The sequence below is a fragment of the Promicromonospora sp. AC04 genome, from assembly GCF_003058225.1.
Lineage (GTDB): Bacteria > Actinomycetota > Actinomycetes > Actinomycetales > Cellulomonadaceae > Promicromonospora.
In genome coordinates this window covers 38,171-60,564 of sequence record NZ_QBUG01000018.1, presented here as the reverse complement: position 1 = coordinate 60,564, position 22,394 = coordinate 38,171, and the positions used below count along the sequence as shown (strand labels likewise).

Sequence of the window (22,394 nt, the reverse complement as noted above, 5' to 3'; positions counted from 1 at the left end):
GCCTTCACCGACGCCCGCGGCCACCACATCCGACTACCCCAAGCCATCGACACCCCACCACCGACCGACGCCGAAGCCGCCTAACCCGCCGGGCCCGCCTGACCGCCAGGTCGGCAGGCCCGGCAGGCCCGGCAGGCCCGGCAGGCCCGGCAGGCCAAGCAGGCCAAGCAGGCCAAGCAGGCCAAGCAGGCCAAGCAGGCCAAGCAGGCCAAGCAGGCCAAGCAGGCGGACCCGACCACAGACCCACCGCCAGCAGCTGAAGCCGCCTGACCGACAGGCACGGCGGACCGGACCCTGGTCAGACCCGCCGCTGCCCTCCCCACGACGACGCCCACGCACGCAGCGGAGACGCTTCCCGTGACGGCGCAGGAGCCGCCGAGCAACGCGCGACACCCTTACCGACCCCGTGGAGCAGGGCGGCCCACCGAGCCGCACCACGAAGTTAACCGCGCGGGTGAAAGTCGAGACCTCCGCGTTATCCGCCCTCAACCTCTGCGTAAGAAGCCGCCCCTACATTCGGCGGCGTGCGAGACACCGGCGCGCCGACAGCGCCCTCACCCGCCAGCACGCCCCCACCCACCAGCACGGCCGCGCCCCGGCGTATCGGCGCCGTCGACGGCCTCCGCGGCCTCGCACTGACCCTCGTGGTCGCGTTCCACCTGTTCGGCAACGGCCGGGTCTCGGGCGGCGTGGACGTGTTCCTCCTGCTGTCCGGGTACTTCGCGACGGGTGCGCTGCTGCGCCGCGCCGAGAGCGGCACCCTCCGGCTCGCCGCGCACTACGCGCACACTCTCGCCCGGCTGCTCCCGGCGGCACTCGTGGTCCTGGCCACCGTAACGGTCGCCCTGCTGACGCTCGCGCCCCGGATGCGGTGGTCGTCGGGGCTGCGGGAGGTCGGGGCGTCCGCGACTTTCTGGGAGAACTGGGAGCTGGTGCACGCCTCGCTCGCCTACGGGGCCGCGGGGCCCGGCGCGAGCCCGCTGCAGCACTTCTGGTCGCTGTCCGTGCAGGGCCAGTTCTTCGCCGCGTGGCCGCTGGTGGTGCTCGGGCTCGTTGTCGTCGCCCAGCGCCGCGTGCGGGCCGGCAGGACCCTCCTGACGCCCGGCCGCCTGGTCGCCGTCGTGACGGGCATCGCCACCGCCGCATCGTTCGGCTATGCGCTCTGGCTCGTCTCCGCGGACCAGCCGGTCGCCTACTTCAGCACGTTCACGCGGTTCTGGGAGATCGGCGCGGGCGCGCTGCTCGCCCTGGCCCTTCGTCGGGGAGTCCCGTTCCGCGGGCAGAGCATCCTCGGGTGGGCCGGGCTCGCCCTGGTCGTCGGTTCGGGCTTCCTGGTCGACGGCGCCCGCGTCTTTCCCGGCGCCTCGGCCCTCGTCCCCGTCGGCGGCGGCGCGCTCGTCCTGCTCGCGACGGTCCCGGGCTCGACGGCGCCGGGCGTGACAGTCGTGGGCGTAACGGTCTCGGGCATGACAGTCCCAGGCCCGACAGTCCCGAACCCGACAGCCCCAGACCCGACAGCCCCAGACCCGACAGTCCCGGACCGAACCGCTCCGGGATCAGGCGCCCGCTCCGCTTCGAGAACGGCTTCGGGTACCGCCGAAGGCCCGACTCGGTACCTCAGGCCGTTCTCGAAGCGGACCCCGAACGCATCCGGACCGGCCGGGCCATCGGGATCGGGCGTCGAGCGTTTCCTGGACAGCGCTCCGCTGCGCTTCGGCGCGCGCGTCTCGTACGCCCTGTACCTCTGGCACTGGCCCGTCCTGGTCTTCTGGCTCCTGACCACGGGAGCGCACCGCGCGGATCCGCTCGCGGCCGCCGGGATCCTCGTCGTATCGGCCGCCCTCGCGTGGCTCACCACGCGGTACGTCGCCGAGCCGCTGCTCGCCCACGTCACCGACCGCCTGGCGGCGCGACACGCCAAGGCCGCGAGCCCAGCGCCCAGCGCGGCCCACCTGACCGGCGACGTGACCGCCCGGGGTACCACGGCGCCGTCGGGCAGGCGGACGCTCGCGGTGCTGGCGGGCGCCGCCGTGCTGGTGCTGGGCGGCACCCAGGCCGCGGCCACCGCGCACGACGCGACGGTGCAGCACAACGTCGCCGGGCTGCTCGCGCCCTCGCCCGATCACCCCGGCGCCGCGGCGCTCGCCCCGGACGCGCCCAGCGCCGACGCAAGGCCCGCTGTCCCCTTCCGGCCTGCGACCTGGGTCGCGTACGACGACCACCCCGACCGGCCGGGCTGCGTCCAGGGCGGCGACCGGCCCGAGCTGCTGGAGTGCGCGGTGGTCTCCCCGCCCGACCCGACCGCCGTCGTCTACCTCGCCGGGGCCTCGCACGAGCAGCAGTACGAGGAGGCGTTCGTCGCGCTCGCCCGCGAGCACGGCTGGGAGCTGCGCGAGGTGCTCAAGCACGGGTGCCGCCTCGCGACGTCGGGCGAGGGCGGCATGGCTTACCCGCCGGACTGTGCCACGTGGAACGACCAGGCGCTGGGCGCCCTGGTCGCGGCCCGTCCGGACGTCGTCGTGGTGGTGGGCACGCGGACGTACGAGGACGGCGCGCCCGAGCGGGTCATGTCCGGCCAGGTCGACGCGTGGCGCGCGCTGGACGACGCCGGGATCCGGGTCGTGACCGTGCGCGACAACCCGCGCTTCGAGTGGTTCGTGCCTGAGTGCATCGAGGGCGCGACCGACCCGGAGGCCTGCGGGCGGCCCCGCGCGGAGCAGCTCGCGGCCACCTCGCCCGTGCCGACGGCGCCCGGCGTGCCCGGCTCCGCGATCCACCTGGACCTCACCGACTCCATCTGCGGGCCGGAGGTGTGCGACGCCGTGGTCGGCAACGTGCTCGTCTACCGCGACGACGACCACCTGACCAACACGTACGTGCGCACTCTCACGCCGGTCATCGGCCGGCAGCTCCGGTCGGGCGCGCCCTGGCTGTTCGACGCCGGGCCGGACGCCGAGAACAGGCTCACTGCCGGATCCCGGTAACCTCAGCGGCGATGAGCAGCACGCAGCACGACCCCGGACCCGACCAGCTCAAGGGCATCCTCATGGTGCTCGTGATCTTCGGGCACACGTTCTGGCAGGGCGTGGGCGACTCGTGGACCAAGTGGATGATCTACGGCTTCCACATGCCGATGTTCCTGTTCCTCTCGGGGTACATGATCTCGATGGCCCGGTTCGGCACCCGGCCGTGGGGCGACCTGCTGCGCCACTACTGGAAGCGCATGATCGCGGCCTGGCTCGTGGTCAGCGTGCTGTGGCTGGCGCTGCAGGAGCCGGACGCGTTCGAGAGCATGCAGTCGTTCCTCGAGGTACTGCTCCTGCGCCCGGCGTTCCACCTCTGGTACGTCCCGATGCTGTTCCTCAGCGTGCTGCTCCTGCGCCTGCTCGGCCGGCCGCTCAACGCCTCCCCCGCGGCTCGGGCGGCGCTCGGCGTGGCCGCCGTCGCGGGCGCCCTGCTGTTCCAGACGCCGCTGAAGGAGCTGGTCCCCCAGGTGGTCCTGGACAACGTCGACGCCCGGTACGCCGGGTACTTCGTGTGGATCCTGCTCGGTGTCGCGGTGCGCAACGGGTGGTTCCCCCGCCTCGGCCTGTGGTGGGTCGCGCCGGTGGTCGTCGTCGGCCTCGTCGCCCGGAGCTGGGTCTACACGTCTGACGCCGCCGGACCCTGGTGGAGCGTCGCCGCGTTCACCGTGCTCTCCCTGGGCGCGTCGCTGTGCGTGCCCGCGCTCCGCGACGCCCTGCGCGCCCCGCTGCCGATCGTCGGCGGGGCGCTGCGCACGGTGGGCCACCACTCGCTGTACGTGTACCTGCTGCACCCGTTCGTCACGGACGCGCTGCACACCCCCGAGGTCGGCTGGGCGCGCTCCATGGTGCTCGGCGTCGCCGTCACAGTCGCGATCCTCGTGGCCAGCTGCATCGTGGCGGGCATCCTGGAACGAGTCGGTGCGCGGCGGCGTCGGTTCCGCGGGTACGCATAACTCAGTACCGCGGGTACGCATGACTCAGTACCGCGGGTACGCATGACTCAGTACCGCGAGCACGCATGACTCAGTACCGCGAGTAAGCGTGGCTCAGTACCGCGGGCACCCGTAGGTCAGTACCGCGGGTACGCGTAGTACAGGACCTGCGACTCCGCGACCCAGTGCTCCACCACGCCGCGCACGCCCGACGGAAGCATGCCGCCGCCCCCGGTGTTGCCGTCGATCACCTTGATCCGTGAGCCGTCGACCTGCACCACGAACATCGTGTGCGACGCCTCGCCCGACGCGATGTAGGAGACGAACGCCAGCGCCCCGACGCGCGGTGTCGAGCCCGTCGGCCGGGTGCGCCGGACCGCATCCCGGTAAGCACCCCACGTGGTCGACTGCGGCACGAGCGTCGAGTGCCCCGAGCCCTTGAAGATCCAGGACTGGAACAGGCCGCACCATGGCGCGTTCGAGCGCGCCCACACGTTGTACTTGCTGTACCAGTCGTAGCGCGAGCCGTTGCCGCCGTCGTACCGCACGGCGTAACCCACCTGGGAGCGAGCGGTCGCCACCACCTCGCCCAGGACACCCTTCAGGCCGGTCGACGCCTCGGCGCCGTCGGCGTTGGTGTACAGGACGCCGCCCTCGAACCGCTGCACGCAACCACCCCGGTCCAGGCCGCACAGCGGATCCATCACCGGAGCGCCCAGGCGGCCCCTGGCGCCGCCCCGCTCGCGGTACTCGCCCAGGATGCCGCCGTGCACCCACCAGGTGCGGTCGCGGCCCGATCGGGTCACCTTCACGAGGATCCCGTGCTGGTACGAGCGGGAGATCACGGACCGCGTCACCTGCCGGTGGCCCGACGTCGGCCGTCCGATCGCCACGCCCATCTGCCGGTCGCGGGAGGCCATGGACCGGTCCGTCGTCGTGAGCCCCACGCCGATCCGCCCCGTCCACGACGCCCGTGCGGTGGTGGACCCGCGGTAGATGGCCCGGTACTCGTAGACGGCACCCGCCCGGATCCGCACGCTGTACCGCCCGGCGCGGTTCGTGGTGTCCGTGCCGACGGTGCGCCAGCCGCGCTCGTCCATCCGCTTCTTCTGCACGACGACGGTGCGGCCTCGTGCCGGGGACCCGCCGACCGTCAGCCGACCGAACATCCAGAACGTCTCACCCTTGCGGAGCCGCCGCTCAACGACGCCCGCGGTGAGCGCGCTCTGCCGGGCCGCGGTGGCAACGCTGCCCTGCGCGGTGGAGACAGTGCCTGCCGCAGTGGAGACGGTGCCGGCCGCGGCAGGTGCCGCCGTCGCCTCGGCCACCGTGCCCGTCGCCACGACGCTGGCGGGAAGGAGCAGGGCGACTGCCAGCAGCACACCCGCCCCGCGGCGCGGATGGCGGACGCCGGACCGTGCCCGGCTCGACGCCGGACGGGACTGCCGAGCGAGGGGGCGCTCCATGTCCGGCAGGCTATGTCCGCCCGACCCGATCCGCAGAAGGTACAGGGTGAAAAGCGGGGTGAAAGGCGGGGTGAAAAGCAGCCCCGCGCGCGGAGCCCTCCGCTGACACGCGGAGACCGTGCGGGGCCCGCGCAGCGTGCGCGGGACCGACGACGGGACCGACGGCGGGGCCCGCGCGGGCCCCGCCGGGTCACAGCGCCTTGGGCAGCACCTCGCGCAGCCGGTCGGTCAGCTGGTTCATGTAGGTGGCGGTCACGTGGTTCGGGTCGCGGTACACGAGCACGTTCCCGATCACCGCCGGGCAGGTCGCGTCGTCGCAGAAGTAGTCGAGGAACTCCGCGACCTTGACCCGGGGCGCCGCCTCCAGCGCGGCCGGGATGGTGTCGCGGCCGCCCAGGGCGTTCGCCCGCGGCTGGTCGCACTGCGTGGGGTCCGTGTAGTTCTCGGTGACGCACTCGATGACGTCGTCCCGCGCGTGCGGCGTGTCCCGCAGCACGATTACCTGCGAGCCCCGGTCGGCGAGCTCGTTCCAGACCTCGGCGAGGCCGGCGGCGCCCGGGTGCTCCTCCGAGCCGCGCGGAGCGAGCGCGTAGGACTCCTGGTAGGTGGTGACCACGACGTCGGGCCCGAGCTCGGTCAGCGCGGCGCGGGTCTGGACGTTGGCCGCGGCGCAGGCCTCCACCTCGGGCCCGCTGCCGCTGCGGGGGTCCGCGCTGTACGGGCACGCCGAGTGCAGGTACGTGACCACGCGCCAGCCGCGCTCGGTGGCGACCTTCGTGATCGGCTCGGTGAACATCGCGGCGTGCGAGTCGCCGACGACGGCGACCGTCGCCTTCGGGTTGTCGGTCACGCCGAACTCGCACATGGTCGTCACCGTGGCCCGCTGCGCCGCCTGGCACGCGTTGACCTCGGCGTTCTTGTCCTCGGCGGCCTTCATCGGGTTGGGCGAGATCGCGGTGCTCCCGTCGACGAACGGGGCGAAGTCCCGCTTGATGCCCTCCGGGATGGTCTGGTCCGCGTCGCCGGCGGCCGCCTGGGCATTGAGGTCCCAGCGGTCGATGGTGCCCTGGACGCGCCACGGCAGCGTGAGGGTGAGCCCGCCGACCAGCACCATCGCGACGAGGGCGGCAACGAGCATGCGCCCGTCGGCTCGGAACCAGCGCGCGGTGCGGATCGGCTGCTCGACGAGGGTGTAGCTCGCGATGCCCATGGCGAACGAGGCGATGAGGATCACGAGGACGTCGGTCAGCCTCGGCTCCCGGCCGGTGTAGAGGCCGAAGAACACGATCACCGGGAAGTGCCACAGGTACAGCGAGTACGAGATGTCGCCGACACGCTGTACGGCCCACGACTCGGCGACGACGCGCAGCGAGCCGGGGCCCGAGGTGCGGCCCGCCAGGATCACGGCGCACGCGCCCAGCGTCGGCGCGAGGGCGGCGACGCCGGGGAACGGGGTGCCGTCGTCGAACAGGGCTGCCGCCGCGACGATGGTGGCGACGCCGAACACGGCCAGCGTGTTGCGCAGCGGCGCGAACCGCTGCGTGTCCCGGATCAGCAGGGCCAGGATGCCGCCGGCGGCGAGCTCCCAGACGCGGGTCAGCGTCGAGTAGTACGCCACCGGGTCGTCACCCAGCGACTCGGTGATGCCCCAGACCAGGGAGGCGACGCCGACCGCGCTGAAGATCGCGAGCAGGACGCCGCGCAGCGCCGCGGGGTTCTTGACGACGATGCCGCGGCGCGCCCCGCCCCACAGCCCGACCGCCAGCAGCACGAGCAGCGGCCAGACCAGGTAGAACTGCTCCTCCACGCCCAGGGACCAGAAGTGCTGGAAGGCGGTGGGGTCGTTGGTGGCCGCCTGGTAGTCGACCGCCTCGGCGGCGAGCGCCCAGTTCTCCACGTAGAGCACGGAGGCGAGCGCCTGCCGCCACCACGACTCCACCAGGGACGGCGGCAGCAGGACCAGCGCGATCACGATCACGCCCACGGTGGTGACCAGCGACGCGGGCAGGATACGCCGGGCCCGGGCGGCCCAGAACTTCTTGAGGCTCACCGAGCCCGTGGTGGAGGCCTCGCGCCACAGGTGGCCCGTGATGAGGAAGCCGGAGATCACGAAAAAAACGTCGACGCCGATGTAGCCGCCCGGCAGGACGGCGGGGTCGATGTGGTAGACGAGCACCAGCAGCACCGCGAGGGCTCGCAGTGCCTGGACCTCGGCGCGGAACTTGCGGGGGCGGACTTGATCCGCAGGTGCCCGGTCCGGCGTGGCGGCGGGCGCGGTCGTCGTTGCCGTCATGGAGTAGCAGGCTCTTCGTCTCGGGGGCACGGACGTCCCAACTGTCCCACAGGGGAACCGTGGGGCGAAAACTTCTCGTTTCGCACCGGTTTCAAATGTGCAGATGCGGTGGCAATCTCCGCGCACACGCGTAGGTTGCCCTACGGGTCCCGCACGGGGACTCGTTCTTCACCCACAGGAGAGTGAACCATGCGCATCTCCCCCTCCCGGCGAGCACTCGCCGTCGCCACCGCGACGACGCTCGCGCTCACCGCGCTCGGCAGCGTCGCCGGGTACGCGGCCGATGAGCCGGAGTCCACGCCGGTCCCGATCGTGACGCCGGACGGAGCCCTGTTCTCCTACGTCGTGAACACCGAGCAGGCCGGCGCCGCTCAGACGCTCCTCGCCACCAGGGCGATCACGCGAGCCGACGGCGTCGTCGTGCAGGCGTGGCCGCAGATCGGCGTCGTCGTGGTGCACTCGGCGAACGGCTCGTTCCGCGAGGACGTGCTCGAGGCCGACCGCTTCGGCGTCGTCGACTCCGTCGGCGCCACCCGCACCGTCTCCCCCACCGAGGGCACGCCGGGCGCGGACAGCGCGGCGGGCGCCCAGGCGAGCAAGTCCGTCGTGAGCAAGGCCACGAAGAAGGCACCTGGTGACGCGGTCGACGAGCCGTCGGACGACACCGGCGTCACCGTGGTGCCCGACCCGGGCGAGGCGACGCAGTGGGACATGGCCATGATCAAGGCCGACCAGTCCCTCCTGGTCAACCCTGGCTCGTCCGACGTCGTCGTGGGCGTGCTCGACTCCGGCATCGACGCGTCGCACCCGGACCTGGCGAGCCAGGTCGACGTCGACCAGTCGGTGAACTGCACCGACGGCGGCAAGCCAGATCTGTCGGCGACCGGCTGGCTGCCCACCACGTCGGACCACGGCACGCACGTGGCCGGCACGATCGCCGCCGCCGACAACGGCGTCGGCATCGTCGGTGTGGCCCCGGGCGTGAAGATGGCCTCGGTCAAGGTCGTGAACGACGACGGGTTCATCTACCCCGAGTACGCGATCTGCGGCTTCATCTGGGCGGGCATGCAGCACATGGACGTCACGAACAACTCGTACTACATCGACCCGTTCATGTACTGGTGCGAGGACCAGCCCGACCAGGCTGCCGCGAAGGAGGCCGTGCGCCGCGCGGTGGACTTCTCGACGAAGCGTGGCGTGGTGCACGCCGCCGCCGCGGGCAACGCCGCCACCGACCTGGCGAACAACACGACCGACGCGTCCAGCCCGAACGACTCGACGGCGGTGCAGCGCGTGATCAACTCGGGCTGCGAGGACATCCCCACGGAGCTGGACGGCGTGGTGACGGTCTCGTCCATCACGTCCACGGCGGCCCTGAGCTCGTTCTCGAACCGTGGCCTCGGCGAGATCGACGTCGCCGCCCCGGGCAGCGCCATCGTCTCGACCGAGCTCAACGGCACCTGGGACACCAAGAGCGGCACCTCGATGGCGTCCCCGCACGTCGCCGGCGTGCTGGCGCTCCTGAAGTCGGCGCACCCGCGCTGGAGCCCCGCGAAGCTGGAGGCGGCCGTCCGCACCCAGGCCGACGACCACGAGTGCACGACCACGACGGCCGGCCCGGCCTGCGTGGGCGGCCTCACGGAGAACAGCTTCTACGGCGACGGCATCACAAACGCCCTGAACGCGGTAACCCTCCGCAAGTAACCCTTCGGTGAGTGCGGGATATTCGCCCCGTCGAGACGTCTCGACAGGGCGAATATCCCGCACTCAACACAGGCCGGCGGGCGGTCAGAAGCGTTGGCGGACCGGTGGGGAGTCCATCGGGTCGATAAACAGCCATTGCGCCTTCGCGCGCAGCGCGTAGTGCAGCGGGCGGGCGAGGGTCGCCGCGTAGGTGGCGGTCATGTGGTTGTCGTCGCGGTAGATCAGCACGTTCCCGACCACGCCCTCGCACAGCCGGTCCCCGCAGATGAACCGGGTCAGGTCGAGGTGCACCGCCGACGACGGCACCCCCTCGGCGTCCTCCACCGGGTTCACGGGCGAGTACACGTCCGCCCGGGCGCGCGCGCAGCCGGCGCCGTCGGGGTGCTGCTCGACGCAGGCCGGGACCTGGAACCCGAACCGGGGGTTGTCGCGCAGCGTCACCACCCGGATGCCCGCGTTCGCCAGGCGCCGCCAGGCGCGGGACTCCGCCGCGATCACCGTGTCGCCGGGCTCTGTCGTCGAGGTACGGCTCCCGACGACCACCACGGCGTCGGGGTGCATCTCCTCGAGCGCCTCCAGCACGTTGACCCGCCACGACCAGCACATGTCGGTGGTGTTCACCTCGCCGACGGGGGCCGCGAGCCGGCAGCCGCGCCGGGCGATCAGCTGCACCTGCCAGCCCTCCTGCCGGCCGACCTCGGTCATCGCGGGCGCCCACTGGATGATGTGCGAGTCCCCCACCATGACCACCACGTGGTCCGGGTCGGGCGCGTCGGTGAGGGTGCACGTCAGGGGGACGTCCGTCCCGGGGGTCACCACGTTCTCCTGGATGCAGCCGTCGTCGTCGACGTCGGGCAGGTCCAGCGCCGCGACCGCGGGGGCGGGCTGGATCGCGACGTCGTCCGGCACGGGCTCGGTGTGCGTGGGGCTCAGGGCGAGCGCCCCCGGGTACTGGGACGGCCCGGCCGCCTCGGCCGCGGCCGCCGCCTCGGCGAGCAGCTGGGCGTCCCGCCGTTCGAGGACGGTCAGCCCGGCCACGGTCCCGCCCGCCACGAGCGACACGGAGACGACGGCGGCCACCAGCGCGCGCCGCCCGCCGAACGTCTCGCGGAACCGTTGCGCCGGGTCGGCCACGAGCTTCGTGGTGAGCCAGGACAGCACCACCGACGCCGTCATGATCGCCGCGGCGCCGAACAGGTCCACCCGGGCCAGGCCCGTGTAGTGCAGGTAGGCGATGAGCAGCGGCCAGTGCCACAGGTACAGCGCGTAGGAGATGTCCGCGACGAAGCGCAGGGGCGCCACCTGCAGCAGGCCGCGCGGGCCCCAGCCGGCACTCCCGCCCGAGCCCAGCAGCACGAGCAGGGCGCCCGCCACGGGCCACAGGGCCCACGGCCCCGGGAACAGCGCGCCGCCGTCGAGCACAAACCCGCTGGAGACCACCAGGCCGAGGCCCGCCCAGCCCAGGACGGGCCGCAGGGCACCCGGGAGCCGGAGCCACGGCAGGACCAGGGCGAGGACGCCGCCCACGCCCAGCTCCCAGAACCGGGCCCAGGAGTGGAAGTACGCGACCGGCTGGTCCACGCCGTGCAGGTCCAGGGCGAACACGAACGACGCCACCGTGAGCCCCGCGACCACCACGAACAGCAGGTCGCGGGCGCTGATCCACAGCCGGCGCGCCACCGCGACCACGATGAGCACGACCACCGGCCAGGCCAGGAAGAACTGGCCCTGCACGGACATCGACCAGAAGTGCTGCAGCGGGCTGGTCTGCGGACCGGCCGCGCCGTAGGCGAGCTGGCCGGCGATCATCTCCCAGTTCACGTAGTACAGCGCCGAGGCGAGGATCTCGCGGCCGGTCTGCACCCAGCTGCCCCGCGGCATGACCAGCCAGGTGAGGACCGCCGTCGCGACGAGCACCAGGAGGGCCGGCGGTACGAGGCGGGAGAACGTCCGCCCGTAGTGCTCACCCAGGCGCAGCTCGCGACGCTCGGCGCGGCGCAGCAGCGACCCGGTCGCCAGGAACCCGGACAGCACCAGGAAGACGTCGACGCCGCCGGAGACCCGGCCGTTGCCGAACAGGTGGAACGCGACGACGAGGGCGAGCGCCAGCCCGCGCAGGCCGTGCAGCTCGGGGATGTGCGTGGCGGGCCGCCGCACGGGCGCCAGGCTGACCGGGGGCCGGGCGACGTCGCTCGGCGCGGGCTGCTCGCCCGTCGTACTGCCCAGACCCGCCGGCCCGCCCGGGGGCGGCAGCGGGGTGGAGACAACGGTCACCTGGGGATCCTCCGGGTAGGTGCGCGGACCGTGGTCGCACACTCCGGGCGAACGCCCTGGCCAGGGACCACTTCTGCAACGTCGGAGGGCCGCCGACCCAGGTCAGCGGCCCTCTGGCGTTGCGGAGCGTATCAGGACTCGGTGACGTCACCCAGCACAGTCCGGACACCTTCGGTTCGGTGGCTCAGCAGGTGGCTCAGCAGGTGGCTCAGTACTGGTGGCCGGCGGTGCCGATCATGCCCGCGGCGACCGTCTTGTTGGTCGCCTCGTCCACGAGAATGAATGCGCCCGTCTGGCGGTTGGCCTGGTAAGAGTCCACGAAGAGCGGCTGGGTCACGCGCAGCTTGATGCGCGCGATCTCGTTCAGCTTGATCTCCGTGGCCTCCTCGTCGCGGTGCAGGGTGTTCACGTCGACGCGGTAGTTGATGTTCTTCACCATCGCGCGCGCCCACCGGGTGGTGTGCTTGATCGCGTACTTCTTGCCCTGCACCAGGGCGGCCGACTCGTCCATCCAGCAGATCTGCGCGTCGACGTCCTGCGTCACCGTCGGGGCGTTGTTCGGGCGGCAGATCATGTCGCCGCGCGAGATGTCGATCTCGTCGGCCAGGCGCACCGTCACCGACATGGGCGGGTACGCCTCCTCGACGGGACCGTCGGCCGTGTCGATGGACGCGATGGTGGTCTCCAGCCCCGCTGGGAGGGCCAGCACCCGGTCGCCGGGCTTCATGACGCCGGACGCGACGGTGCCCGCGTAGCCGCGGTAGTCGCGCGTGTCGTTCTGCTGGGGCCGGATCACGTACTGCACGGGGAACCGGACGTCCACCAGGTTGCGGTCGGAGGCGACGTGCAGGCGCTCGAGGTGGCTGAGCAGCGGCGAGCCGTCGAACCACTGCATGTTCTCGGACCGCGTCACCACGTTGTCGCCCGCCAGGGCGGACACCGGGATGAAGGTCAGGTCGGGCACCCGCAGGCGGGAGGCGAACTCGGCGAACTCGGCGCGGATCTTCTCGAAGACCTGCTCGTCGTAGTCCACCAGGTCCATCTTGTTCACGCAGACCACCACGTGCGGCACGCCGAGCAGCGTGGCCAGGAACGTGTGCCGGCGCGACTGCTCGACGACGCCCTTGCGCGCGTCCACGAGGATGAGCGCCACGTCCGCCGTCGAGGCGCCCGTGACCATGTTCCGCGTGTACTGGGTGTGGCCCGGGGTGTCCGCGATGATGAACTTGCGCTTGGGCGTCGCGAAGTAGCGGTACGCGACGTCGATGGTGATGCCCTGCTCGCGCTCGGCGCGCAGGCCGTCCGTCAGGAGCGACAGGTCGGCGTAGTCGTTGCCGCGGTCCTTGCTCACCTGCTCCACGGACTCGAGCTGGTCGGCGAAGATCGACTTGCTGTCGAACAGCAGGCGGCCGATCAGGGTGGACTTGCCGTCGTCGACCGAGCCGGCGGTGGCGAACCGCAGGAGGTCGCCGCTGACGACCTCGTCGTGCGCCTCGAAGGCCGCACCGGCCTCGGACTCGCCCTGTGAAAGAGCAATCGTCATCAGAAGTAGCCTTCCTTCTTGCGGTCCTCCATGGCGGCCTCGCTCACCTTGTCGTCGCCGCGCGTGGCGCCGCGCTCGGTCAGGCGCACGGCCGCGACCTCCTCGACGACGTCGTGCATGGTGACCGCGGTGGACTCGACGCAGGCCGTGAGGTTCGCGTCGCCGACCGTGCGGTAGCGCGTGGACCTGATCTGGGCGGTCTCGCCGTCCTTGAGCGGGGTGAAGTCGTTGACCTCGTAGAGCATGCCGTTACGTTCCACGACCTCGCGCTCCTTGGCGAGGTAGAGGTCGGGCAGGTCGATGTTCTCGGCCTCGATGTACGCCCAGATGTCCAGCTCGGTCCAGTTGGACAGCGGGAACACGCGGATGGACTCGCCCTGGTGGACGCGGCCGTTGTACAGGTTCCAGATCTCCGGACGCTGGTTCTTCGGGTCCCACTGGCCGAAGTCGTCGCGGAAGGAGAACACGCGCTCCTTCGCGCGGGCCTTCTCCTCGTCGCGGCGGCCGCCGCCGAACAGCGCGTCGAAACCGTGCTTCTCCGCGGCCTCCAGCAGCACCGGCGTCTGGATCCGGTTGCGCGAGCCGTTGGGCTCCTCCTGGACCAGACCGCGGTCGATCCCCTCCTGGACGGAGGCGACGACGAGCTGCACGCCCGTGCGGTCCACCCAGCGGTCCCGGCAGTCGAGCACGGTCTGGAAGTTCAGGCCGGTGTCGACGTGCATGATCGGGAACGGGACACGCGCCGGCGTGAACGCCTTGACCGCCAGGTGCAGCATGACGATGGAATCCTTGCCGCCGGAGAACAGCAGGCAAGGGCGCTGCATCTCGGCCACCACCTCGCGCATGATGTGGATGCTCTCGGCCTCCAGGCTGCGCAGCTGGCTCAGAACGTGGCTCTTCACTCCTTGGCACCTACTTTGCTATCTGCCCCGACCACGGACGCGACACCAACGGTGTCGAGCAGCTCACGCAGGCGCGGAGCCAGTGCCGGGGGGCATACGAACAGGTCAGGGAGCCAGGGGCTCTCCCGGTTGTACTCGAGCTCGGATCCGTCGAGGCGGGTGCAGACGAGGCCTCGGGACCGTGCCACGGCGACAGGGGCCGCAGAGTCCCACTCGTACTGCCCACCCCCGTGGACGTAGGCGTCAACTGTAGCGTCAGCGACCGCCATCATCTTGACACCCGCGGAGCCCATCGGCACCAGCTCGACGTCGTCGCGCTCGGCCAGGGCGGCCACGAACTCCGGCGGGCGGCTGCGGCTCGCCGCGATCCGCAGCGGCCGGTTCCCGGCCAGGACGGCGGCGCTGTCGTCGTCCGGCACGACGCCGTCCGCGGTGGTCATGACCTGCTCGCGGGCAGGCAGGGCGACCGCTGCGGCGGTGAGCCCGACGCCGCGCTCCCAGAGCGCGACGTGGACGGCGAAGTCGTCGCGCCACTGCCCGGCCAGGGGCCCGTCGGCGTGCCGCTCCGCGAACTCGCGGGTACCGTCGAGCGGGTCGATGATCCACACACGATCTGCACGGGTGCGGGACGCGTCGTCCTTGGCCTCCTCCGAGAGGACGGCGTCGGCGGGCCGGGCTGCGGTCAGTGCGGCCGCGAGCCATGCCTGAGCTGCGGCATCACCCGCGTCCTTGAGCTCCTTGGCGGCGAAGGAGCCGCCGGCGGCGTCGACCTCGGCGCGGAGCGCGAGGAGCACCTCCGCCGCTCCCGAGGCGAGTGCGTGGGCAAGGGCGTCGTCGTCGAGCGACGCCTGAGGGAGCGTAGGGGACGGCGCGTTCATCGATCTCCAGGGTGGACGTCTTCTCCGGCGATCCAGCCGTCTCTGCGCAGCGCTCGACGACTAGGCCAAGGTGCCGTGGATGAAAGTCCGGCGGACGCGCCGAGGCTACCATTCCGGCATGCGATCCAGGGCCAGTGGACCAGTAACGACCTCTACCCGCTCCAGGTGGCGCTAATGACTACTATCCCGATGAGATTAGTCGGAATTAGCAGGTTCCGGGCCGGGACGGCGCGGCGCCCGCTATGACCATCGACCTTCCCCTGATCCTCGGCGGCCTGGCGGTCGGCTTCATCGTGGGCCTGACCGGGATGGGCGGCGGCGCCCTCATGACGCCGATGCTGATCTTCGTGTTCCGCGTGGACCCCCTCGTGGCGGTCTCCAGCGACGTGGTCGCCAGCCTCTTCATGAAGCCCGCCGGCGCGATAGTGCACCTGCGGCGCAGGACCGTGAACCTGAAGCTCGTGCTGTGGCTGTGCGTGGGCTCGGTGCCCGCCGCGTTCTCCGGCGCCCTGCTGATCAAGGTGCTGCCGTTCGGCAACTCCCTCGACACCGCGCTCCAGACGATCCTCGGGGTCGCGCTGCTCATCGCGTCCGGCGGGCTGGTGGTCCGCGCCGTGCTGCAGATGGTGCGGAGCCGCTCGGCGCTCGGCGAGGGGCCCACCCAGCCGGCGGCCCCGCCGGAGCTGGTGGTGCGCCCCGTGCCCACCGCGATCCTCGGCGCGGTGGCCGGGCTCCTGGTCGGCATGACGTCGGTCGGCGCCGGCTCGGTGGTCATCGTCGTGCTCCTGCTGCTCTACCCGGCGCTCAAGGCGTCCCAGCTCGTCGGTACCGACCTGGTCCAGGCAGTGCCGCTCGTCGCCGCGGCGTCACTGGGGCACATCCTGTACGGCGACTTCTCGCTCGGCCTGACGACGTCCCTCCTCATCGGCGCCATCCCCGGCGCCTGGTTCGGCGCCCACGTGTCCTCGCGCGCGCCGGGCGGCATCATCCGCCGCGCCCTGGCGATCCTGCTGCTCGCGTCCGCGCTCAAGCTGCTGGGCGCGAGCCTCCCCGTGGTGCTGGGCGCCGCTGGGGCGGCGCTGGTCTTCGGCAACCTGGTGTGGTTCTGGGTCAAGCGCCGCTTCGCCGCCCTTCCGGCGGCGGCCGTAGCAGACTCGTCCCCGGAGGAGCCCGCCGGGGGCCGGTCGGGTCCGTCGCGCGGCTCCGGGGCCGACCGGGCCGAAGACCCGGCCGATGCACCAGCCGGAGACGCAGCCGGAGACCCAGCCGGAGACCCAGCCGGAGACCCAGCAGAAGACCTGACCGAAGACTCAGCAGAAACGAGCCACAGCAGATGACCGACTCCCCCGCCCGCGTCCTGTCCGACGACGAGCTGGACCTCCTCGAGCTGGCCCTCGGCGGCGCGGTCCCGCCGTCGGCCCTCGCGGCCGCCCTGCAGGACGCACCGACCGGCACCCCGGCCAGCGCCGTCCTGACCGACGCCGAGAACACCCCGCTGGCCCGCCTCACTGCAGGGCCCCACGCTGCTGGGCCCCACGCTGCTGGGCCCGGCGAAGCGCCCGACGCCCTGGAGCCGCTCAAGCCGCTCGCCGCGGCGATCGGGCCGCAGTGGGACGACGCCGTGCGCCGGCCGGCTCGTGAGGTGCGGGCGGCCCTCGAAGCGGACCTCGGGGACGACGCCGGGAGCCGCCTCGGCCTGCTCGTCACCGAGGTGCCGACCCGTGAGGAGTCCGACGCCGCGGTGGCGCTCGCCTCGGGCGCCGGTGCGGGTACCGGTCCCAGCGCAAGTGCCGGTCCCAGCGCGGCTGCCGGTCCCAGCGCGGCTGCAGGTCCCGACTCAGGTGCTGGTGCCGACGCGGGTGCCGACGCAGGCGGCCGCACCGGCACCGTGCTGCTGCTCGTGCCGGTCGCGCGCCGCGCCCCGGAGCCCGGCGTCGTCGGCGCTCCCGGGCTCGTGCGGGCGGCACTGGGGCTGGCCGACACCCTGGCCGAGCGCACCGGCGCGCGGGTGGCCACCGTCGTCGTGCCGTGGTCCGGGCTGGGCGGGACGATGCTCGACGAGGTAGCGGCCGCCTACGGCGCCGCGCGCGTCGAGACGCTCGCCGCGCACCGCTCGCCGGCCACCGCCGAGCGCGTGGCGGCCCTGCCCCGCGTGCGCGACGAGGCGGTGCGGGCGCTGTACCCGCCCGCCTCGGCCGCCGAGGTCGCTCGCGCCGCGGGCGGCGCCCACCGGCAGGGCGCCGTCGTGTTCTTCACGGGCCTGTCGGGCTCGGGCAAGTCGACGGTCGCCCGCGCCCTGGCCGCCGAGCTGGACGACGACGGCCTGGGGACGACCCTGCTCGACGGCGACGAGGTGCGGCACCACCTGTCGAAGGGACTCGGGTTCGACCGCGAGTCCCGCGAGACCAACGTGGAGCGCATCGGATACGTGGCGGCGCTCGTGGCCAAGCACGGCGGCATCGCCGTCGCCGCGCCGATCGCGCCGTTCGCGGCCGGCCGGGCGAAGGTGCGGGCCCTGGCCGAGGAGGCCGGCGCGCACTTCGTCCTCGTGCACATCAGCACGCCCCTGGCGGTGTGCGAGGCACGCGACCGCAAGGGCTTCTACGCCAGGGCGCGGGCGGGCGAGATCGCCGAGTTCACGGGCATCTCCTCGCCCTACGAGGAGCCCGACGACGCCGAGCTCGTCATCGACACCACCGACGTCCTGGTGCCCGACGCCGTGGAGACGGTCCGTGCCTACCTGGCGAACCTCCTGCCCTGAGCATGCCGAGGAGAACCAGCGCGAGGTAGAACCAGCGCAAAGCAGAACCAGGGCAAAACAGGGCTGGGGCGGAGCAACCACACAGGTCGCTCCGCCCCAGTTCTACTTCGCCCTACCTCGGCACGCTGATCAGGCGCGGGCCTCTTCCGCCTTCAGCGCCTGGGCCTCGGCCTTCTTCTGCTCCGCCTCTTCGGCCTTCTTCTTCGCGGCCTCTTCCGCCGCACGCTTGCGCTGCAGCGCCCGACGGCGGGCCGGGCCCATGCCGGGGCGTTGCGCCCGCACGAAGTTCTTGTACGCGTCAGCGACCTCGTGCACCGGGCCGTCCATGACGAGCTGGCCCTGGTGCATCCACAGCACGCGCGTGCACATCGCCTCGATGGTCGAGATCGAGTGGCTCACGAGGAACACGGTGCCCGCGTTGGCGCGGACGTCCTCGATGCGCGACTTGCTGCGCTCCTTGAAGGCGGCGTCGCCGGTGGCGAGGGCCTCGTCGATCATCAGGATGTCCGGCGATGCGGCCGACGAGATCGCGAACCGCAGGCGCGCGCCCATGCCGGACGAGTACGTCTTCATCGGCAGGTAGACGAAGTCACCGATGCCGGAGAACTCCACCACCTCGTCGAACTTCTCGTCGACCTGCTTGGGCGTGAGCCCGAGCGCGAGGCCGCCGATCATGATGTTGCGCTCGCCCGTCAGCGACGGCATGAGCGCCGCGTTCACGCCGAGCAGCGACGGCTCGCCCGAGACATGCACGCTGCCGGACTTCGGGGGCATGAGCCCCGCGATCGCCCGCAGCATGGTGCTCTTGCCGGAGCCGTTGACGCCGACGATCCCGACGGACTCCCCGTGCCGCACCGTGAAGGAGACCCCCCGCACGGCGTGCACCTCGCTGACGGCGCCGACGTGCCGGCGTCCGGCCCGGAGCAGCCGCTTGTGGAAGGGGACCTTCAGCTTGATCTCGCGGACCTCGGCGCCCTGCTCGGCTTCCTTCTTGGCGCGTCCGCCGATGACGCGGTAGACGACGTGCAGGTCGTCCACCACGAGACACGGGCCGCCGAGCTCGGTCTCGAGGGCCTCCTGCCCGGCGTCCTCGGGCTCGACCTCGAGGTCGAAGTCCATGTGCTCGTCGGCCTCAGTCACGTCCGTACCTCTCCTCACCGCGCCAGAAGACGATGAAACCGATCACGAAGAACACCACTGCCCACACGCCGCCGAGCGCCCACATCAGGCCGCTGGGCGGGAACGCGTCCTCCTGCATCAGCACGGAGCGCACCAGGTACAGGTAGACCGCGATGGGCTGGTAGTCCAGCACCCCCGTGAGGATGGTCTTGGCCGTCTCGGAGACACCGAGGTTCTCGACGTAGTGCGACACCGGGAAGATCACGCCCGACGCATACATCAGCACCCGCATGACGAACCCGATGATGTTGTCGAGGTCGGGGACGCTGGCCACCATCCGCGCCATGATGAACGCGAGACCCGTGTTGAAGATCCACATCAGCGCCACGGCCGCGGGCAGCAGCAGCCACCACCACGTCACATGGACCATCGTGTACGTCGGGATGTAGCCGCTCAGCAGCGTGATGCCACACATCACGACGATCGCCGGGACGAGCGTGGTGAGCAGCGACAGCACAGTGGACATCGGCAGCACGGCGCGCGGGAAGTGCAGGGAGCGCAGGAGCTGCGTCTTGCCGCTGATCGACTTGGCGCCGCCGCTCACCGAGGCCTCGACGAACCGGAACATGAAGACGCCGATCACGATGTACGCGATCGAGTTGCTGACCCCACGGCTCAGGTGGAGCAGGACACCGAAGATCAGCACGTACACGGCCGCGTTGAGGATCGGGTTGAGCACTGCCCAGAGCTGGCCCAGGTAGTTGTTCTGGTTCTTGGCGTACGCCGTGGACGTGGCCAGGACCCGGATGAACGCCCAGCGGCTCGCCAGGCTGCGGATGTATTCGCCCAGCGGCGGGCGGACGTTCAGGGGGCGCAGTCCGTGCTGCTGCGCGAGTGCGAGCCGCTCGGCAGACGTCGTGCTGGGGACGAGCGGCGGCGGCGGCTTCTTGGCGTCGCCGCTGGCGGCCGGCTTTGCCGGCGCGGCCGCATCGGTAGTAGGTGTGCTCACGGTGCGTGAAATACCTGTCTGGTCGGGGGCACTGCCGGGGACGATCCGGCCGTTCGATCCTAGCGGGTCACAAACCCTAGCAGTGTGGTCGGGATTGGAGGTCGCAGCCGCGGGACCACACCGCCGGACCGCGCGAGACTCCGTACGTGAGAGACTGCACCGCGTGCAGCACCCCCGTCCCGCTCCTCGAACCACCGACCCGCGCGCCACGTCCCAGCGTGTCGCCGGTGCCCTGGTCGAGTCGCCGCTGCAGCTGCTCTGCACGGTCGAAGCGCACGCCGCCGGGTTCGGCGGAACCGACACGCACGTGCACGTACGCGACGACGTCCCCGCGCTTGGGGACGCCCTGTCCGCCGTCCGCGAGCTCACCCTCCCCGAGGGACTCACCTTCGACCTGGCGGGCCGGCGCAGCGCCCTGACGGCGCGCGAGCCCGTCTGGCTCGTGGGCGACGCCTTCTCCGGCCTCTTCCAGGCCACCGCCCCCCTGCGCCGCCCGGACCGCATAGTCCTGGTCGACGACGGCCTGGCGACCCTCGAGCTGTGCCGCCTCCTGGTGCGCCGCGACCCGCTGGTCCGGATCGGCAGCACCGTGCGCGCACCCCGGCGTCGGCTCGGCGCCGTGGCCGCCGGCCGGCTGCGGTCGCTGGCCGCCGACGGCCGCGTCACGATCTTCACGGCGCTTCCCCTCGGGCCCGACCTGACCACCGGCCTGCGGGCCCAGGGGTTCGACGTGCGGCACAACCGCTTCGGCTGGCTCACCGCGCAGCCCGCCGACGCCGCGCTGCCCGAGCCCACCGTCGTCGTCGGCTCGGCGATGGCCGCCGACGGGCTGATCGACGCCGACCGCTACGTCGACTGGATCCGGTCGCTGGCCAAGGAGAGCGCGCTGCGCTACCTCCCGCACCGCCGGCAGACCCCGGAGCTGCTCGCGGCCCTGGCCGAGATCGACGGCGTGACCGTCGACGCGCCCGGCGCCCCCGTCGAGATCCGCCTGCGGGGCCTGCGAGCGGGCCAGCGCGTGGTGAGCCTGCCGTCGACGTCGACCATCCTATTGACCACTATCATTTCACCGCTCGGTGTCCCCGTCACCGCGCTCGACGTGCCCGCCGACTGGTGGACCCCGCGCGCCTCGGCCGACCACCGAGCACACCTGACCAGCGTCGTCGAGCTCGCCCGGCAAGCCCGGGCCGCAGCCGAGGACGCTAATGAAACCGACTCCCCGGAGGCGAACGAATGACCATCCGCGTGCTCGCGGTCGCGGACAGCGACTCGTATCTGAAGTGGGCATGCGCGACGCTGGACAGGCTCGGCCCGGCCGACGAGGCCGGGCTCGACCGCTCGGCCGTGATCGTCAAGACGCCGATCGCGCCGACCACCAGTCAGATCGCCGCCGCCGTCGCGGGATCCTCAGTGGTCCGTCCCGCCGTGCTCCCCGTCCGGGATCTCGCCGCGCACATCCGCGACAACACGCCCGACGTCGTGCTCATCGCCGCCACCGGCCCGGTCGCCGAGGTCGTGGCGCGTGCCATCGTCGCCGCCGCGGGCAAGCGCCGTCCCGCGCTCATCACCGGCCTGCCCGGCATGGCGCTGCCCGCCACGCCCGAGGGCACGGGCTGGCGCCGCTGGTGCGACGCGTTCGTGGTGCACAGCCGCCTCGAGATCGGCGCCTACCGGGAGGCGTTCGCCGCGCACGGCGTCGCCCCCGAGGTCCCGCTGGCCCACCTGCCGTTCCTCGAGCACATGGCCACGAGCCTCGGCACCGAGCCGGTCAAGCGTGTCGTGTTCGCCGCACAGGCCAAGGTGCCGGACAACCGGCCCGACCGCGTCACCCTCCTGGACCGCCTCGCGCGGCTCGCCGAGGAGGACTTCGAGGTCATCGTCAAGCTCCGCGCCCGCAAGGGCGAGCGGCAGACGCACAACGAGGCCTTCCCCTACGACGAGCTGTGGGACACCGAGCACGAGCGGCTCGGGCACCGCAGCGACGCGCTGCGGTTCGTCGACGGCCCCATGGCCGAGTGGCTGCAGGCCGGCTCCGCGCTCATGACGGTCAGCTCGACAGCCGCGATGGAGTCGCTGGCCCTGGACCTGTCCACGGTCATCATCGACGACTTCGGCGTGACCCCCGAGCTGCTCAACGCGCCGTTCGCCGGCAGCGGCTGCGTGATGCACGTGGCCGACGCCGCCGAGGCGTTCCGCGCGGGCGGGCCGCAGCCCGACACCGCCTGGCTCGAGGACAACTACCTGCACGCCACCGACTCGGAGCTGCCCGCGACGGTGCGGGAGCTGGCCGCGCGCCGCGAGGCCGGGACGCTCACCGAGCTGGCCGAGGTCAAGCCGTGGCTCCGCGCCCGCTACCTGCGGATGGCGCTGCAGATGTACCTGCCGAAGTTCTTCTACGACGTGATCCGCCTGACGACCCGCCCGGTCCGCCTCCTCTTCCTGGACAAGAAGGCCTAGACCCAGCATTGAGATCTGGTGTTCTGGTCG

General features: G+C 72.1%; 15 protein-coding genes. 7 read left to right on the top strand and 8 right to left on the bottom strand.

The features are described 5' to 3' along the window. Positions 1-524: 524 nt before the first annotated feature. Together C8K30_RS29765 and C8K30_RS29760 are read left to right on the top strand one after the other, a co-directional pair. Positions 525-2,984, top strand: a complete 2,460-nt coding sequence (locus tag C8K30_RS29765; protein ID WP_146197654.1) for an acyltransferase family protein — start codon at positions 525-527, stop codon at positions 2,982-2,984. 11 nt (positions 2,985-2,995) lie between these two features. Further along, on the top strand, positions 2,996-3,979 hold the full coding sequence (locus tag C8K30_RS29760; RefSeq protein ID WP_108496525.1) for an acyltransferase: 984 nt from the start codon (positions 2,996-2,998) through the stop codon (positions 3,977-3,979). 116 nt (positions 3,980-4,095) lie between these two features. On the opposite strand, the gene C8K30_RS29755 is transcribed toward C8K30_RS29760, so the two are convergent. Together C8K30_RS29755 and C8K30_RS29750 are read right to left on the bottom strand one after the other, a co-directional pair. Then, positions 4,096-5,424 (bottom strand): CHAP domain-containing protein, encoded by a 1,329-nt coding sequence (locus C8K30_RS29755; RefSeq protein WP_108496524.1) that lies wholly within the window; start codon positions 5,422-5,424, stop codon positions 4,096-4,098. Between the two features lie 190 nt (positions 5,425-5,614). Further along, positions 5,615-7,717, bottom strand: coding sequence for an acyltransferase family protein (locus tag C8K30_RS29750; RefSeq protein WP_108496523.1), 2,103 nt, complete (start codon positions 7,715-7,717; stop codon positions 5,615-5,617). A 189-nt stretch (positions 7,718-7,906) separates the two neighbouring features. Here C8K30_RS29750 and C8K30_RS29745 point away from each other — a divergent pair, with 189 nt between their 5' ends. Beyond that, positions 7,907-9,421 carry a S8 family serine peptidase gene (locus C8K30_RS29745; protein WP_108496522.1) on the top strand — a complete coding sequence of 505 codons (1,515 nt, stop codon included), beginning with the start codon at positions 7,907-7,909 and terminating at the stop codon, positions 9,419-9,421. 84 nt (positions 9,422-9,505) lie between these two features. Here C8K30_RS29745 and C8K30_RS29740 read toward each other — a convergent pair whose 3' ends face one another. The 4 genes from C8K30_RS29740 to C8K30_RS29725 all read right to left on the bottom strand — a co-directional run bounded on the left by C8K30_RS29740 (position 9,506) and on the right by C8K30_RS29725 (position 15,018). Further along, the gene (locus C8K30_RS29740; RefSeq protein WP_158281171.1) at positions 9,506-11,695 is read right to left on the bottom strand and encodes an acyltransferase family protein; all 2,190 of its coding nucleotides are present in this window, start codon (positions 11,693-11,695) and stop codon (positions 9,506-9,508) included. 208 nt (positions 11,696-11,903) lie between these two features. Next, a complete protein-coding gene (cysN, locus tag C8K30_RS29735) occupies positions 11,904-13,238 on the bottom strand; it encodes a sulfate adenylyltransferase subunit CysN (RefSeq protein WP_108496520.1) in 1,335 nt (444 codons plus the stop codon). Beyond that, positions 13,238-14,140 carry a sulfate adenylyltransferase subunit CysD gene (gene cysD / locus C8K30_RS29730; RefSeq protein ID WP_108496519.1) on the bottom strand — a complete coding sequence of 301 codons (903 nt, stop codon included), beginning with the start codon at positions 14,138-14,140 and terminating at the stop codon, positions 13,238-13,240. The genes cysN and cysD overlap by 1 nt, the downstream gene beginning before the upstream one ends. Then, positions 14,137-15,018: a 3'(2'),5'-bisphosphate nucleotidase CysQ gene (locus C8K30_RS29725; RefSeq protein WP_108496518.1), complete on the bottom strand. Its 882-nt coding sequence runs from the start codon at positions 15,016-15,018 to the stop codon at positions 14,137-14,139. Before C8K30_RS29725 ends, cysD begins: the two co-directional genes overlap by 4 nt. A 242-nt stretch (positions 15,019-15,260) precedes the next feature. Between C8K30_RS29725 and C8K30_RS29720 the strand changes: the two genes are divergently transcribed. Together C8K30_RS29720 and cysC are read left to right on the top strand one after the other, a co-directional pair. Continuing rightward, positions 15,261-16,355, top strand: a complete 1,095-nt coding sequence (locus tag C8K30_RS29720; protein ID WP_233257571.1) for a sulfite exporter TauE/SafE family protein — start codon at positions 15,261-15,263, stop codon at positions 16,353-16,355. Continuing rightward, a complete protein-coding gene (gene cysC / locus C8K30_RS29715; protein WP_108496517.1) occupies positions 16,352-17,779 on the top strand; it encodes an adenylyl-sulfate kinase in 1,428 nt (475 codons plus the stop codon). Before C8K30_RS29720 ends, cysC begins: the two co-directional genes overlap by 4 nt. Before the next feature lie 129 nt (positions 17,780-17,908). Here cysC and C8K30_RS29710 read toward each other — a convergent pair whose 3' ends face one another. Together C8K30_RS29710 and C8K30_RS29705 are read right to left on the bottom strand one after the other, a co-directional pair. Beyond that, positions 17,909-18,919 carry an ABC transporter ATP-binding protein gene (locus C8K30_RS29710; RefSeq protein ID WP_108496516.1) on the bottom strand — a complete coding sequence of 337 codons (1,011 nt, stop codon included), beginning with the start codon at positions 18,917-18,919 and terminating at the stop codon, positions 17,909-17,911. Beyond that, positions 18,912-19,907 carry an ABC transporter permease gene (locus tag C8K30_RS29705; protein WP_108496515.1) on the bottom strand — a complete coding sequence of 332 codons (996 nt, stop codon included), beginning with the start codon at positions 19,905-19,907 and terminating at the stop codon, positions 18,912-18,914. Before C8K30_RS29705 ends, C8K30_RS29710 begins: the two co-directional genes overlap by 8 nt. Positions 19,908-20,070: 163 nt before the next feature. Between C8K30_RS29705 and C8K30_RS29700 the strand changes: the two genes are divergently transcribed. Both C8K30_RS29700 and C8K30_RS29695 read left to right on the top strand, forming a co-directional pair. Beyond that, positions 20,071-21,144 (top strand): hypothetical protein, encoded by a 1,074-nt coding sequence (locus C8K30_RS29700; RefSeq protein ID WP_108496514.1) that lies wholly within the window; start codon positions 20,071-20,073, stop codon positions 21,142-21,144. Beyond that, positions 21,141-22,364: a DUF6716 putative glycosyltransferase gene (locus tag C8K30_RS29695; protein ID WP_108496513.1), complete on the top strand. Its 1,224-nt coding sequence runs from the start codon at positions 21,141-21,143 to the stop codon at positions 22,362-22,364. The genes C8K30_RS29700 and C8K30_RS29695 overlap by 4 nt, the downstream gene beginning before the upstream one ends. The last annotated feature ends 30 nt before the right edge of the window (positions 22,365-22,394 follow it).

What these genes read in the sequence shown, in the direction of transcription:
- C8K30_RS29760 (WP_108496525.1), top strand. Translation starts at nt 2,996, where the DNA reads ATGAGCAGCACGCAGCACGACCCCGGACCCGACCAGCTCAAGGGCATC.
- C8K30_RS29755 (WP_108496524.1), bottom strand. Translation starts at nt 5,424, where the DNA reads ATGGAGCGCCCCCTCGCTCGGCAGTCCCGTCCGGCGTCGAGCCGGGCA.
- C8K30_RS29750 (WP_108496523.1), bottom strand. Translation starts at nt 7,717, where the DNA reads ATGACGGCAACGACGACCGCGCCCGCCGCCACGCCGGACCGGGCACCT.
- C8K30_RS29745 (WP_108496522.1), top strand. Translation starts at nt 7,907, where the DNA reads ATGCGCATCTCCCCCTCCCGGCGAGCACTCGCCGTCGCCACCGCGACG.
- cysN (WP_108496520.1), bottom strand. Translation starts at nt 13,238, where the DNA reads ATGACGATTGCTCTTTCACAGGGCGAGTCCGAGGCCGGTGCGGCCTTC.
- C8K30_RS29725 (WP_108496518.1), bottom strand. Translation starts at nt 15,018, where the DNA reads ATGAACGCGCCGTCCCCTACGCTCCCTCAGGCGTCGCTCGACGACGAC.
- C8K30_RS29720 (WP_233257571.1), top strand. Translation starts at nt 15,261, where the DNA reads ATGACCATCGACCTTCCCCTGATCCTCGGCGGCCTGGCGGTCGGCTTC.
- cysC (WP_108496517.1), top strand. Translation starts at nt 16,352, where the DNA reads ATGACCGACTCCCCCGCCCGCGTCCTGTCCGACGACGAGCTGGACCTC.
- C8K30_RS29695 (WP_108496513.1), top strand. Translation starts at nt 21,141, where the DNA reads ATGACCATCCGCGTGCTCGCGGTCGCGGACAGCGACTCGTATCTGAAG.